11 protein-coding genes are annotated in these 13,140 nt (G+C 65.0%); 4 read left to right on the forward strand and 7 right to left on the reverse strand.

The window, feature by feature from the left end:
• Positions 1-181 precede the first annotated feature (181 nt).
• The 4 genes from phnE to GV002_RS05325 are packed head-to-tail and all read right to left on the reverse strand — an operon-like array spanning position 182 to position 3,409.
• Positions 182-943, reverse strand: coding sequence for a phosphonate ABC transporter, permease protein PhnE (gene phnE, locus GV002_RS05310; RefSeq protein WP_160017375.1), 762 nt, complete (start codon positions 941-943; stop codon positions 182-184).
• A complete protein-coding gene (locus GV002_RS05315; RefSeq protein ID WP_160017376.1) occupies positions 940-1,767 on the reverse strand; it encodes a PhnE/PtxC family ABC transporter permease in 828 nt (275 codons plus the stop codon). Before GV002_RS05315 ends, phnE begins: the two co-directional genes overlap by 4 nt.
• Positions 1,761-2,561: a phosphonate ABC transporter ATP-binding protein gene (locus GV002_RS05320; protein WP_160017377.1), complete on the reverse strand. Its 801-nt coding sequence runs from the start codon at positions 2,559-2,561 to the stop codon at positions 1,761-1,763. Before GV002_RS05320 ends, GV002_RS05315 begins: the two co-directional genes overlap by 7 nt.
• Positions 2,558-3,409 (reverse strand): putative selenate ABC transporter substrate-binding protein, encoded by an 852-nt coding sequence (locus GV002_RS05325; protein WP_160017378.1) that lies wholly within the window; start codon positions 3,407-3,409, stop codon positions 2,558-2,560. The genes GV002_RS05320 and GV002_RS05325 overlap by 4 nt, the downstream gene beginning before the upstream one ends.
• A 135-nt stretch (positions 3,410-3,544) precedes the next feature.
• Here GV002_RS05325 and GV002_RS05330 point away from each other — a divergent pair, with 135 nt between their 5' ends.
• Positions 3,545-4,435 carry an NAD(P)-dependent oxidoreductase gene (locus GV002_RS05330; protein ID WP_160017379.1) on the forward strand — a complete coding sequence of 297 codons (891 nt, stop codon included), beginning with the start codon at positions 3,545-3,547 and terminating at the stop codon, positions 4,433-4,435.
• Positions 4,432-5,211: a hydroxypyruvate isomerase family protein gene (locus GV002_RS05335; RefSeq protein ID WP_160017380.1), complete on the forward strand. Its 780-nt coding sequence runs from the start codon at positions 4,432-4,434 to the stop codon at positions 5,209-5,211. The genes GV002_RS05330 and GV002_RS05335 overlap by 4 nt, the downstream gene beginning before the upstream one ends.
• A 103-nt stretch (positions 5,212-5,314) precedes the next feature.
• Here GV002_RS05335 and GV002_RS05340 read toward each other — a convergent pair whose 3' ends face one another.
• The 3 genes from GV002_RS05340 to GV002_RS05350 form a co-directional block, all read right to left on the reverse strand.
• Positions 5,315-7,495: a putative bifunctional diguanylate cyclase/phosphodiesterase gene (locus tag GV002_RS05340; RefSeq protein ID WP_160017381.1), complete on the reverse strand. Its 2,181-nt coding sequence runs from the start codon at positions 7,493-7,495 to the stop codon at positions 5,315-5,317.
• Positions 7,496-7,559: 64 nt separating this feature from the next.
• A complete protein-coding gene (locus GV002_RS05345; protein WP_160017382.1) occupies positions 7,560-9,731 on the reverse strand; it encodes a hypothetical protein in 2,172 nt (723 codons plus the stop codon).
• Positions 9,732-10,032: 301 nt separating this feature from the next.
• Entirely contained in the window at positions 10,033-11,010 is a 978-nt protein-coding gene (locus GV002_RS05350) for a zinc-dependent alcohol dehydrogenase family protein (protein WP_160017383.1), read from the reverse strand.
• Positions 11,011-11,156: 146 nt separating this feature from the next.
• Between GV002_RS05350 and GV002_RS05355 the strand changes: the two genes are divergently transcribed.
• Together GV002_RS05355 and GV002_RS05360 are read left to right on the forward strand one after the other, a co-directional pair.
• Positions 11,157-11,882 carry a substrate-binding periplasmic protein gene (locus GV002_RS05355; protein WP_178094606.1) on the forward strand — a complete coding sequence of 242 codons (726 nt, stop codon included), beginning with the start codon at positions 11,157-11,159 and terminating at the stop codon, positions 11,880-11,882.
• Positions 11,883-11,965: 83 nt separating this feature from the next.
• Positions 11,966-13,111 carry a PQQ-dependent sugar dehydrogenase gene (locus tag GV002_RS05360; protein WP_160017384.1) on the forward strand — a complete coding sequence of 382 codons (1,146 nt, stop codon included), beginning with the start codon at positions 11,966-11,968 and terminating at the stop codon, positions 13,109-13,111.
• Positions 13,112-13,140: the final 29 nt, after the last annotated feature.

The following is a 13,140-nucleotide window of genomic DNA, read 5'->3' on the forward strand; positions in this document are numbered from 1 at the left end:
GGCTGGCTGAGGTCTCACAGTCGGGTGGGCGATCTTGAGGCAGGAAAAAACTCGGCAGCTTTCAACTACCGGCGGTTTGCGCGGCACCGCCAACCTGGCTCCTTCGGCTGTGCCGATGCCTCGTACTGGTCGCGGCACTTTACGAACAGACTAGCCGCCAGGGCACAATGCTGTGTTCGGCTCAGCTCACCCACCGTTGCCGTGCCCAGCCACTCAAGCCATCCACCGCCAGCACCAGCAGCAACATGGCCAGGATCACCGTGGCCGCCTGCGCTTCCTGGAACAGGCTGAGCGACACGTAGAGCATCTGCCCCAGGCCGCCGGCGCCGACGAAGCCGAGCACGCTGGCCATGCGGATGTTGTTTTCCCAGCGATACAAGGTGTAGGCCACCAGTTGCGGCCAGACGCCGGGCAGGGTGCCGTAGCAGAAGGCGAGCATGCGTCCGCCGCCGCTTTCGCGGATGGCGTCGGCCGGTTCGCGTGGGGTGTTTTCCAGCGCTTCGGCGAACAGGCGGCCGAGCACGCCTGCGGTGTGCAGGGCCAGAGCCAGGGTGCCGGCGTTGGGGCCGAGGCCGGCGGCCAGCACCATCAGCGCCGCCCATACCAGCTCGGGGATGGCGCGCAGGGCGTTGAGCAGCAGGCGTGTGAGGTGCAGGGCGACACCGCCGAAGCGCCCGGCTGCCGGAAGCGCCAGGGCCAGGCCGAGCAGGGCGGCGAGCAGGGTGCCGATGGCGGACATGGCCAGGGTTTCCAGCGCGCCACGGCCGATGGCCTGCAAGTGTGCACTGGAGAAGTCCGGCTGCAGGAAGCTGCTGGCGTACTTGCCCATCTGCGCCAGGCTGTCGCCGGCGACCAGGGCGCCGAGGTCGATGCCCAGATAGAGGAACGAGGCAGCCACCGCGCCGAGCATGGCAGCAAGCAGAATCAGGTTGCCGGATCTCATGTCAGCCTCACGCGCAGCAGGCGGCTGAACTGGTCGGCCAGCAGTACCAGCAAAAGGAAGGTGAGCAGCATGCTCGCCACTTCGCCGCCGGCGAACATGCGCAGCGACAGGTCGATCTGCTGGCCCAGCCCACCCGCGCCGACGAAGCCCATCACCACCGAGGCGCGAATGGCGCACTCCCAGCGGTACACGGTGTAGGAGAGCATCTCTCCCGCAGCGTTGGGCAGCACGCCGTAGGCGAAGGCGGTCAGGCGGCTACTGCCGGCACCCAGTAGCGCGCGCGTGGGGCGGGCGTCGACCGACTCGAAGATTTCCGCATACACCTTGCCGAGCATGCCGGCGTAGGTGATGGCGATGGCCAGCACGCCGGCAGTGGGGCCGAGGCCGACGGCGCGCACGAACAGCAGTGCCCAGACGATCTCCGGCACGCTGCGCAGGAAGATCAGCAGACCGCGCACCGGCCAGCGCGCCAGATTCGCCCACCAGGCCGGGCGGCCACCGCGATGCACGGCCGACAACGACAGCGCGCGGCTGGCCAGCAGCGCGGCAGGGACGGCGATCAGCAGGGCCAGGCTCATGCCGGCGGTGGCGATGGCCAGGGTTTCCAGGGTGGCTCGGCCGAGCAGGGCGAGGAACTCGGCGTCATGTGCAGGCGGCCAGAAACCGGCGAGGAAGTTGCCCATGGCGCGGGTGTTGTCGCCATCGACCAGCACGCCCAGGTCCAGTTCGCTCAGACTCAGGCCCGGCCACAACAGCAGCAGCGCCAGTACGCTGATCAGCAGGCGCGGCAGGGCGGCGGGGTCACGTGGGGCGGCGGTCAGCATCGCGGGATATGCACCGGCTGCGGCTGCACGGGTGAGCTGGGCGTGGCCTGCAACTGCTCGTTGGCGTACAGGGCTTGCAACTGTTCGGGCTGCACCTGCGCGGCCGGCAGGTCGAAGGCGATGCGCCCGCCGCGAATGCCGATCACCCGGGGGAAGTGCGCCAGGGCCAGGTCTACGGCGTGCAGGCTGGCCAGCAGGGTCATGCCGCGCTCGGCGGCCTCGCGATTGAGCACGGCCAGCGTATGACCGGCCAGCACTGGGTCCATGGCCGAGACCGGTTCGTCAGCGAGAATCAGCTCTGGCGCCTGGTACAGCACGCGGGCGATGCCGACGCGCTGCAACTGGCCACCGGAGAGCTGGTCGCAGCGCTGGTAGAGCTGCTCGCTTATATCCAGCCGCGCAAGGGCGGCCTGGGCACCGTTGGCATCCAGCGGATGCAGCAGGTTGATCAGGCCCTTCGCCAATGACCACTGGCCAAGCTTGCCGGCCAGCACGGCGGTGACCACGCGCTGACGCGGCGGCAGCGGCGGTGCCTGGTGGATCAAGCCGATACGCGCACGCAGGCGTTGGCGTTGGCGGGCAGCCAGGCGCCAGGGGTTGTGCTGTAGCAAGTCGATCTCGCCGTGCGTGGGTTGCAGGCTGGTGGCCAGCAGGCGCAGCAGGGTGGTCTTGCCGGCGCCGGAGGGGCCGATGATGGCCACCCGTTCGCCGGGATTTACCTGCAGATCGATGTTTTCCAGCGCCACCTTGCCGTTGGCGTGGGCCAGGCCCACGCCACGCAGGGCGATGCTCACTTCAAGAGGCCAGCGGCGCGAGCGGCTTCTTCGATGCCTTCGTAGTTTGCAGGCTGGGTCTCGATGAAGCGGCTGGCGGCCTGCAGGTCGAGAATCGCCTTCTGCTCGGGCTTGGCCGGGTCGAGGGCGAGGAAGGCGCTCTTGATCTTCGCCTGCAGCGCCGCATCGAGGTTGCCGCGCACGGTCCAGTTGTAGTCGTAGTAGGTCGGGGTGGTGGCGAAGACCTTGACCTTGTCGGTGTCGACCTTGCCGGCGTCGACCAGCTTCTGCCACACCGAGGCGTTGAGCACGCCGGCATCGGCCTTGCCGGCCTGCACCCAGGCAGCGGTGGCGTCGTGGGCGCCGGAATAGGCCACGCGGCTGAAGAAGTCTTCCGGCTTGATGCCGTCCTGCAGCATGAAATAGCGCGGCATCAGGCTGCCGGAGGTCGAGGACACCGAACCGAAGGCGAAGGTCTTGCCTTTCAGATCCTGCAGGGACTTCACCGCTGGATCGGAGGTGATGAACTTGCTGGTGAACTCGGCGTCCTGCTCACGCTGTACCAACGGCACGGCGTTGCCGGTCTTAAGGCGCGCCTGGACGAAGGTGAAACCGCCCAGCCACGCCATGTCGATACGGTCGGCGGCCAGCGCTTCGACCACGGCGGCGTAGTCGGCCACTGGCACGAACTCCACCTTCATGCCCAGTTCCTGCTCCAGGTAGGCGCCCAGCGGCTTGAACTTGCGCAGCAGTTCGGTGGGGGCTTCGTCAGGGATGGCCGAGACCTTGAGGACGTCGGCGGCTTGCGCGAATACAGCAGATACGGACAGGGCGATGCCGGCGGCGAGCGCCAGGGTGTTCTTGAACATGTCGGATTCTCCGGTTCAATAGCGGGGAAGGCGCGCGGAGTATAGTGGCCTGGCGCTGCCGATGCAGCCCCGGCAGCACACAACTGACTCCGAGGTTAAGATGCGGGTCTGATCTTCATTGCCTGGAGTTGATCGATGACTGCAACGCTTCCCGCCCTGGCCTTCGCCGGGATTGGTCTGATGGGCCTGCCGATGACCCGCCGCCTGCTCGCCGCAGGCTACCCGCTGACCCTCTGGAACCGCACGCCGGACAAATGCGCGTCGCTGTTGGCGCAGGGGGCACATCGCGTGGAGAGTCCCGCCGAGCTGTGTCGCGATGCCAATGTGGTGATGCTCTGCCTGGCCAACACCGAGGTGGTGCGTGAGGTGGTGTTCGGTCCGGGCGGGATCGTCGAGGGCGCGCGGCCTGGGCAGTTGCTGGTGGACTTTTCCAGCCTGGAGCCGGCTGCTACCCGTGAGATGGCCGCCGAGCTGGAGGCGCGTACTGGCATGCGCTGGGTGGATGCGCCGGTTTCCGGGGGTACGCCTGGCGCCGAGGCAGGCACGCTGGCGATCATGGCTGGCGGCCGCGAAGAGGACCTGGAGCGCGTGCGCCCGGTGCTGGCGCATCTGGGCCAGCGCCTGACGCGCATGGGCGAGGTGGGCGCCGGGCAGGTGACCAAGGTGTGCAACCAGATGATCGTTGCCTGCAATGCGCTGGTGATCGCCGAGGTGGTGGCGCTGGCCGAGCGCTCCGGCGTCGATACCAGCCTGATCGCCCCGGCACTGGCCGGTGGTTTCGCTGACTCCAAGCCGCTGCAGATTCTCGCGCCGCAGATGGCCGCCAGCCAGTTCGAGCCGATCAAGTGGCACGTGCGCACGCTGCTCAAGGACCTCGATACGGCGGTCAAACTATCTCGCGAGCAGGGCAGCGCCACGCCCATGAGCGGCTTGGCCGCACAACTGATGCGCCTGCACGGCAGGCAGGGCAACCTGGAACGCGACCCCGCCACCCTGGTGGAAATGCTGCGGGAGCAATGCCCATGAAGATCGCCGCCAACCTGTCCATGCTGTTCACCGAGTTGCCGCTGCGCGAGCGCGTACTGGCGGCGATGACTGCAGGTTTCGAGGGCGTGGAAATTCAATTTCCTTACGAACTGCCGGCGGTCGCCCTGAAAGAAGTGCTGGAGTTGACCGCGCTGCCGTTGGTGTTGATCAACGTGCCGGCAGGCGATCTGATGACGGGCGGCCCCGGCCTGGCCAGCGTGCCGGCGCGACAGGCACAGTTCGATGCCGCGTTGCAGGAGACGCTGACCTACGCCGCCATGGCGCGCCCGGCCTGCATCAACGTGCTGCCCGGCCGCCTGGCCGAAGGCGTGAGCCGCGAGCAGGCGCTGGATTGTCTGGCCGCGAACCTGCGCAAGAGCGCCGAGGCCTTCGCGACGTTGGGCATTCGCGTGCTGGTGGAGGCGATCAACCCCATCGACATGCCGGGCTTTCTGATCAATACGCCGGAGCATCTCGATGAGCTGCTGCGCGCAGTGGATCACCCGAACCTGGCGGCGCAGTACGACCTCTACCACATGGCGCGCCAGGGGATCGACGTGGCCGCAGGCATGCATCTGCTGGCCGGGCGTATCGGCCACGTGCAGTTCGCCGATGTGCCGGGGCGCGGTGCGCCGGGTACAGGTGAGTTGGCATTCCCGCCGTTGCTGGGTGCGTTGCGTGACAGCGGTTACAGCGGCTGGCTGGGCGCCGAGTACAAGCCCGGTGAGGCGGGCACGCAGGCCAGCCTGGGTTGGTTGCAGGCGTTCAGGGCTTGAGTGCGTGGCGTGCCTTGGTCGCGGCTGAAGCCCCTCCCACAAGGGCTGCACAGCTGCTTGTAGGAGGCGCTTCAGCGGCGAGCCTTTGCTCTGGGGCGAAGGCTCAAGACCGTGCCGCCACCCGCTCCAGCGGCCGGTAATGTGGGGGGAAGAGGGTCACGATTTCTTCCAGCGGTATGGGTTTGCTGAACAGATAGCCCTGGACCTGATCGCAGTCGCGCTCCTGCAGGAACGCCAGCTGCTCGGTCGTTTCCACGCCCTCGGCGACGACCTTCAAATGCAGGGCGTGGGCCATGGCGATGATGGCGTGGACGATCTCGCGATCCTGATTGGAGTGGGCCACGTCCTGGATGAAGGAGCGGTCGACCTTCAGGGTATCCAGCGGTAGGCGGCGCAGGTAGGCGAGCGAGGAATAGCCGGTGCCGAAGTCGTCGATGGACAGGCTGACGCCCAGCGCGCGGATGTTTTCCAGCAAGCCGATGGCGCGGTTGATGTTGCTCAGCAGTGCGCTCTCGGTCACCTCCAGCTCCAGACAGTGAGCGGGGCAACGGGTCGAGTTCAACAGCTGTTCGATGCGGCCAGGCAACTGGTCGTTGGCCAGGTTCAGCGCCGAACAGTTGACCGCGATCTTCAGACCCGGATAGCCGAGGCGGTCCAGGCTTTTGAGGTCGAGACAGGCACGGCGCAACACCCAGTTATCGAGCTGATCGATGAAACCGTTTGCTTCGGCGATGGCGATGAAGCGCTCCGGTGTGAGCAGGCCGTGCTGTGGGTGATGCCAGCGTACCAGGGCTTCGAGTTTGCTCAGCGCGCCGCTGCGCAGGTCGATGATCGGCTGGTAGTAGAGGAGCAGGCCGTTGTCCTGTTGCAGGGCCTGGCGCAGGTCTTCTTCCAGCTGCAGCTCGAACGAGGCTTTCTGCTTCAGATGCGGGTTGAAGAAATGCACGACGTTGCGCCCGCTGCCCTTGGATTGGTATAGCGCCAGGTCGGCGTGCTTGAGCAGTTCTTCGGCGTTGCTGCCGTCCTGTGGGAACAGGCTGATGCCGACGCTGGTGGTCATTACGATCTTGCGGCCGGCCAGGCCAATCGGCTCCTTCATGTGCTCCAGCATGCGCGCGGCCAGCGCGCGCGGGGCGGAGTTGCTGTCGAGGCTGGCGACCACGCAGAACTCGTCGCCACCGAAGCGCGCGATGATGTCGCGCTCACGCAACGCGCTGCGGATGCGCTGTGCCACCACGCGCAGCAATTCGTCGCCAGCGTCGTGGCCGAGGCTGTCATTGATGCGCTTGAAGTGATCGATATCGAGGAACATCACCGCCAGGCTGCGGCCGGTGACGGCGTGTTCCTCCAGGGTGGCGGCGAACACCCGGTTGAAGCCGCGGCGGTTGAGCAGCTCGGTCAGGGGGTCGAAATGTGCCACCTGCTCCAGCGAGGCCTTGGCCTGATCGAGCTGCACCAGCAGGGTATTGACCCGTTGCAGGTCGCGCTCCTTGTCGTCGAGCTTGCGGCCGATCCAGGCCGCGGCCAGGCTCAGGCTGAGAATCAGCAAGGTGATGGAGGCGACGATCAGCACCAGTTGCACGCTGTTGTCGGCGCTGCGCAACTGCAGCGGCGTGCCGTCCGGTACTACCAGGTTGAGCGCGGCCATGCCGGTGTAGTGCATCGAGGCGATCGCCGCGCCCATCACCAGCGCTGCCGAGTACCTCATCCAGCGTTGGCGAAGCTGCGAGCCGTGGCGCACATAACGGTTGAGCAGCAGCGCGGCGAAGCTGGCGCTGACCGCGATGACGATGGACAGGGTGAACAGGCCGCCGTGGTAATAGGCCTGCGCGTGCGAGCGGATCGCCGCCATCCCGCTGTAGTGCATGGCGCTGATACCCAGGCCGATGATGCTGGCGGCCAGCAACTGGCGGCTCAGGCCGGGACGCGGCATGGCCATGTAGTACACGGCGAGGAGTGCGGCGGCCAGGGCCACCAGCAGCGACAGCGCGGTGGTGGCGAGGTCATAGCGAATGGCGACAGGCGCCTGGAACGCCAGCATGCCGATGAAGTGCATGGACCAGATGGCGCCGGCCAGGCACAACCCGCCAAGCAAGCCCCAGACCAGGCGCATGCTGCGCCTTTGTACCTGATCGAGATGTTTGGCGATGGTCAGCGTGCTGAGGCTGCCGACGCTGGCGATGACGTATGACAGCGCCACCAGCCAGGGATCGTGTTCGCAATCGAGCAGGAGCTGGCCCTGCTCGGGCAGGTCGGCGAGAAAGCGGATCGATAGTCCTTCCATAGTCACCCCGCTTGGCGGCGGCTTGCGTGCCCTGTTCAGTGAAGCACAGGCACGCCCGTACCACCTATTTTCCGTAATCGTTGAGCGAGATCACCCGGGTCTTGCCGATGCGGTGGCGATAGATTTCGCGCAGGTACTTGATCGCTTGTTTGACGCTTTCGCGCGACAGGCGAATGTCGTTGATCGAGACGAACTTCTCGGCGTCGTGGATCAGCTCGCGGTACTTCTTCTCGTACATCGGTTTGATCGCGTACCAATTGGTGTCGAGGATCTTCGCCGGGTCTTCGTGCTCGTTGAGCATGGCGTCGAGCTGCGCTTCGTTGAAGCGCTCGGAGACGATGAAGTCGAGCATGGCGTCGTCCAGGCTGTCGTCGAAGCGGTACTGGTCGCGGGCGAAGCAGCGCTTGATGTAGGCGACGATCAGGGTCAGGAAGTCGTCCGACAGGCACGGGCTCTTGACGATCAGGGTGGTCAGCGACAGGTTTGCCGAGGCACCGATCACCAGCGCATAGCGCTTGAGCGTGGTGTTGGGGAAGAGGTTGTTGAGGTGGGTCTTGAGCCGGTTCAGGTCCATGTAGGACAGCTTGTAGTCCTTGGGCAACGAGACGATGGACACCACCGAGGAGCAGTTCTTGAAGAAGTGCAGGTCGCTCAGTTGCGTGGCGTCGTAGCCGCTGGATTTGTATTGCTCCAGCGCCTGGCGATAGCGCTTGGACTCGATCGGCAGCAGGCTGATGCCTTCGATGGCCTGGGTGACCTTGTTGAAGTGCGGCAGGTCGATGGAGCGGAAGAACAGGTCGTCGATGTTCAGGCGGGGTGGGCTTTGTTCCTTGTCCAGCACGCGGAATTTTTCCGAGAGCTGGGCATGCTGTTCGGGCACCACGGACTCGGCGTAGGCCACGGCCACCGGGCCGGCCAGGCTCATGAACAGGTCGTTGGCGTCGAGGCGGATGGTCTCGCCGATGTCGATGCCGGCGCGGCGGAAGTAGTTCTGGTCGTAGTCGCTGGTCACCGCCTGGGCGGTGAGGATGTTGAAGATCTGCTGCGAGATGTACTGGTTGGCGTGGCGCTCCATGGCGGTCACGTCGATGTTGTGGATGCTGCCGTCACCGCTCTCTTCGGCGTAACGCATGATGTCGTTGGAGATCAGCATCATCGCGTTCCACGGGCGGATGCGGCGCATCACGCTTTCGGCGCTGTTCTGCTCGTTGTCGAAGTTGTAGGAGAAGTCCCATTCCTCGGCCAGGTACTTGCACAGCAGGCGTCCGGCATTGATGTGCAGGGCCTCTGACATCTCGCTGCGCTGGTCGGAAATGTTCGGCAGGATGCAGATGCCGCTGGTGAAGATCGGTTCGAATACGAAACCACGTTCGCGCTCGGCCTCGCCATCGTCCGGCGTCTTGCTGTCGAAGGTCTTGCTCATGTAGGCGAACTGTTGTGCCAGGCCAAACTCCGAGGCCATGCCCGAGCCGGTGCCGCCGCCGGCGCTGAAGATATAGAAGTACAAGCGCGACTGGTTGGCCTTGATCCCGCAGGAGTCGATCAGATAGCTGTGGATGAACTTCCAGTCTTCGTTGGAGAAGCGCTGGGTGTCCTTGTTGAGGATGATCTTGGCCAGGTACTGACCGAGGATCGGCGCATTGCCGGCCCCACCGGCATGCACTTCGGACAGGTCCATGATCTTCATCTTGCTGTAATCGTCGAGAAAACCGCTCATTTCGCCTTTGCGCGAGAAGCGAATGCGTCCGGCGATGTCCTTGTCCAGGTCGCCGAGCATCACCAGCGGCTCGATCAGGAACACCGGCTTGCTGTTCTTGCGCGGCGCGCGCAACAGGTTGCTGCGTATCCAGCGGCTGGGGCGCGAGGCCTGCTCGATGGCGGCAGTGGCTTCGCTGTGAAACTCTTCCAGGTAGAACTGGCGTGCGTTGTAGACCAGGGATGCGACGTCCAGTGCGATGTTCGAGCCGCAGCGGCCAAGGCCGATCAGGCACACCGAGGGAAACTGCTGGATGCGGCTCGACTCGCCCTCGTCCAGCGGCTCGCCCAGCGGGAACACCATGTTGCGCAGGCCGTCGAGGTTGTCGAGGATGCGTTCGATATCGCGTTCGGTGAAATACAGATACTGCTCGCCGCTAACGCTGTGTCCCGGCAGTGCGGGCGGCGCCAGCAGGTTGTCGGCGATGTCGGCCAGGGTGGCTTCCTTTGCGGGGGCTACGGCGTCTTTTTTAGTTTTCATCGGTGACAGTCCGGCGAGTCAGTGGGGTATTGGCCATTGGCCATAACATGACCAACCCCATAGGTTCTAGCACGGAAAAAAGTACTTTGCCTTATTCCCCACAGATATGAGCTGCTTTGGCCGATCAGCCTCATCGCTGCGCATCAGGCAAGCGAATGGCAGTGGCACTACCCGCGAAGGGCGTACTCGCCGCAGGCAGTATGCCGCGAGTGAGCGGCAGCAGAGATGGCGCCCCCTGGGGCAGGGGCGCCGGGCGTACTTCGGAGGTAGGGTGCGCTGTGCGCACCAATCGCTGTAAGCCTCAGGGCACCAGCAGAATCTTGCCGTCACGCTCGCCGCTGGCGGCTGCCGCCACGGCGTCCTTGATGTGCTCCAGGTCATAGGTGGCGGCGACGCGGGTCTTCAGTTTGCCGCTGGCGATCAGTTGCACCAGCTCGCCGAACACCTTCATTTGCTGCGCCGGGCTGGCGTTCTGGAACCACTTGGCTAGCCAGAAGCCGCGCAGTGTCACGTCACGGAACACGAAGGAGGCTGGCGAAACCTGGCAAGCCTGGCCGCTCATCATGCCGTAGTTCACCAGCACACCGCCGTTGGCCAGGACCGCTGCGAGGTTGTCGGTGCTGACGCCGCCGACTGCGTCGATACCCAGGCGCACCTCGGCGCCACCAGTGGCTGCACGCACACGCTTGGCCAGGTCCGGGCCGTCCACCAGTACCAGATCACCGCCTTCAGCCTCGACGCCGGCAATGGCCGAATCACGGCGTACCACGTTGATGGTCTTGAAGCCGCGCAGCTTGGCCAGTTGGATCAGGTAGCTGCCGACGCCCGAGTTGGCGGCGTTCTGGATCACCCAGTCGCCCGGCTTGAGGTCGACGAACTCGCTGAGCAGCAGCGAGGCAGTGGGTGGGTTGACGGTCAGCATGGCCAGTTGCAGCGGGTCGGCATCCGGCAGCGGGATGAGTTTTTCCGCCGGAGCATTCAGCGCCGTGACCCATGTACCGCAGCCGACCGGCAGCAGCACGGTCTGGCCGACCTTGAAGTTGCTGACGCCCTCACCGAGCGCCTCGACCTTGCCCACACCTTCGTTGCCGCCCACGGCTGGCAGCGGCGGCAGCATGCCGTAAGCGCCGGTCAGGGTCAGTACATCGGACGGGTTGATCGGTGCAGCCAGTACCTTGACCCGCACTTGCCCGGCCGTGGGCTCAGGTAGCTGCAGTGGCACCGCGCTGATCACGTCTTGCGGCACCGGGCCGCGTTGTTGGTATTCGGCTTTGAGCATGGTCTTGGTCTCCTGAAGGCAGGCGCAAAATGCGTGCAGCCAGTCTAGCCGCGATAGGGCAAAGCGGAGTGAATCGGCCGGCATCCATTCTGGTTATGAGGGGCGCATGGGGTCTATGCTCTGGCAGGGTCATTGCCGGAGGTGGCATGTATAGATGGTGGATGGTGGTGCTGTTGTCGTGCTGGGCTGTAACGGCGACGGCGCAAGTGCTGCACGTCGGCTTCGGCACGCACAAGCCGCCTTATATCTTCGAAGGTGAGCCGCGTGGCCTGGAATATGAACTGGTTGAGCGCGCCGCGCACAACGCGGGTTTCGAAGTGGCCGCCTATTACGCGCCGATAGAGCGCCTGCACCTGATGCTGCGCCGCGGCGAGATCGACGCGATTGCCACCACTCATGAGCGCAGTGGCGTGCAGGCCTTCTATTCGGACGTTTACATTCATTACCAGAACGTAGCGGTGGCGCTAGCCAAGCGCGGATATCGCATCGAGCAGATCGCCGACCTCGGCCAGTATGCCGTCAGCGCCTTCCAGCGCGCGCGGCTGCTGATGGGGCCGGAGTTCGAGCAGATGGCCATGAACAATCCGCGTTATCGCGAGGAGGCGCTGCAGATCAATCGCAATCGCCTGCTCTACAGCGGCCGCACCGATGTGGTGGTGGGCGAAAAGCGCATCATCCGCTATCTCGACCGTGAGGTCGCCGATCAGGTCGACATCCATCAGCCACTGGACTGGTTCGATATTTTCCCGCCGACGCCGTACCGCGTCGGTTTTCGCCGTGACGAACAATGTCGGCGCTTCGATGAGGGGCTGCGTATGCTCAGAGAGTCCGGCGAATACCGCCGTATCGAGCAGCGCTACCTGACGGACTGAAACCTGAGGAAACTTTTGCGGGGCTGCCACGGCTGAGGGGCTGTTGCACTATGGCCGCCTGTCTGACGCATGGAGACGCCACGATGCCGCGCCTGAAACCCCTCGCCGCCCTCGGTCTGCTCGCCCTGTTCGGTTATCAGTACAGCTTCGCCGAAGACCGACAACTGAGCTCCGAACTGGGACCGTTGAACGTTCATACCGTCGCCGAAGGTCTGGCCAACCCCTGGGCCGTTGCCTTTCTGCCGGATGGCCAGGGTTATCTGGTCAGCGAGCGGCCAGGTGCCTTGCGCCGGGTAAGCGCTGAGGGTGACGTGTCCGAGCCGCTACGCGGCGTGCCCAAGGTCTTCGCCGTCGGCCAGGGCGGCTTGCTCGACGTGGTGCTGTCGCCTGACTTCGCCGAAGACCGCCTGGTTTATCTGTCCTACGCCGAGGAAGGCGACGGCGCGGCAGGTACGGCTGTCGGGCGTGGCAAGCTGTCGGCCGATGCCAGGGCGCTGGAAGGTTTCGAGGTGATCTTCCGCCAGCAACCGAAGCTGTCCAGCGGCACGCACTTTGGCTCGCGGCTGGTGTTCGACCGCAACGGCCATCTGTTCATCGCCCTGGGCGACAACAACAATCGCCCCACCGCGCAGGACCTCGACAAGCTGCAGGGCAAGCTGGTGCGCATCTTCCCGGACGGGCGCATACCCGAGGACAACCCCTTCGTCAGCCGTGACGGCGCGCGTGAGGAAATCTGGTCCTACGGCCACCGCAACCAGCAGGGCGCAGCGCTCAATCCCTGGAGCGGCCGCCTGTGGACCCACGAGCATGGCCCGCGCGGCGGTGACGAAATCAACGTTCCTGAAGCGGGCAAGAACTACGGCTGGCCGCTGGCGACGCACGGGGTGAACTATTCGATGCTGGCGATTCCCGAGGCCAAGGGCAAAACCGTGGAGGGCACCGAGCCGCCGCATCACGTCTGGAAAAAATCACCTGCGATCAGCGGCATGGCCTTCTACGATGCCGAGCGTTTCCCGGCCTGGCAGCACAACCTGTTCATCGGCGCGCTTTCCGGCCAGGCGCTGATTCGCCTGCAGCTCGATGGCGACAAGATCGTGCATGAGGAACGTTTGCTGGAGTCACTGAACGCACGGGTGCGCGACGTACGGCAAGGACCGGACGGCTATATCTACGTGCTGACGGATGCGCCGAAAGGGCAGTTGCTGCGCCTGGGGCTGGCGAGCGAATAATGAGGGAGGGGCTGGGTGCGCATCGCGCA

The sequence above is a fragment of the Pseudomonas sp. 8O genome, from assembly GCF_902506495.1.
GTDB lineage: Bacteria > Pseudomonadota > Gammaproteobacteria > Pseudomonadales > Pseudomonadaceae > Aquipseudomonas > Aquipseudomonas chaetocerotis.

What these genes read in the sequence shown, in the direction of transcription:
- GV002_RS05330 (WP_160017379.1), top strand. Translation starts at nt 3,545, where the DNA reads ATGACTGCAACGCTTCCCGCCCTGGCCTTCGCCGGGATTGGTCTGATG.
- GV002_RS05335 (WP_160017380.1), top strand. Translation starts at nt 4,432, where the DNA reads ATGAAGATCGCCGCCAACCTGTCCATGCTGTTCACCGAGTTGCCGCTG.
- GV002_RS05355 (WP_178094606.1), top strand. Translation starts at nt 11,157, where the DNA reads ATGTATAGATGGTGGATGGTGGTGCTGTTGTCGTGCTGGGCTGTAACG.
- GV002_RS05340 (WP_160017381.1), bottom strand. Translation starts at nt 7,495, where the DNA reads ATGGAAGGACTATCGATCCGCTTTCTCGCCGACCTGCCCGAGCAGGGC.
- GV002_RS05350 (WP_160017383.1), bottom strand. Translation starts at nt 11,010, where the DNA reads ATGCTCAAAGCCGAATACCAACAACGCGGCCCGGTGCCGCAAGACGTG.
- GV002_RS05315 (WP_160017376.1), bottom strand. Translation starts at nt 1,767, where the DNA reads ATGCTGACCGCCGCCCCACGTGACCCCGCCGCCCTGCCGCGCCTGCTG.
- GV002_RS05360 (WP_160017384.1), top strand. Translation starts at nt 11,966, where the DNA reads ATGCCGCGCCTGAAACCCCTCGCCGCCCTCGGTCTGCTCGCCCTGTTC.
- GV002_RS05345 (WP_160017382.1), bottom strand. Translation starts at nt 9,731, where the DNA reads ATGAAAACTAAAAAAGACGCCGTAGCCCCCGCAAAGGAAGCCACCCTG.
- phnE (WP_160017375.1), bottom strand. Translation starts at nt 943, where the DNA reads ATGAGATCCGGCAACCTGATTCTGCTTGCTGCCATGCTCGGCGCGGTG.
- GV002_RS05325 (WP_160017378.1), bottom strand. Translation starts at nt 3,409, where the DNA reads ATGTTCAAGAACACCCTGGCGCTCGCCGCCGGCATCGCCCTGTCCGTA.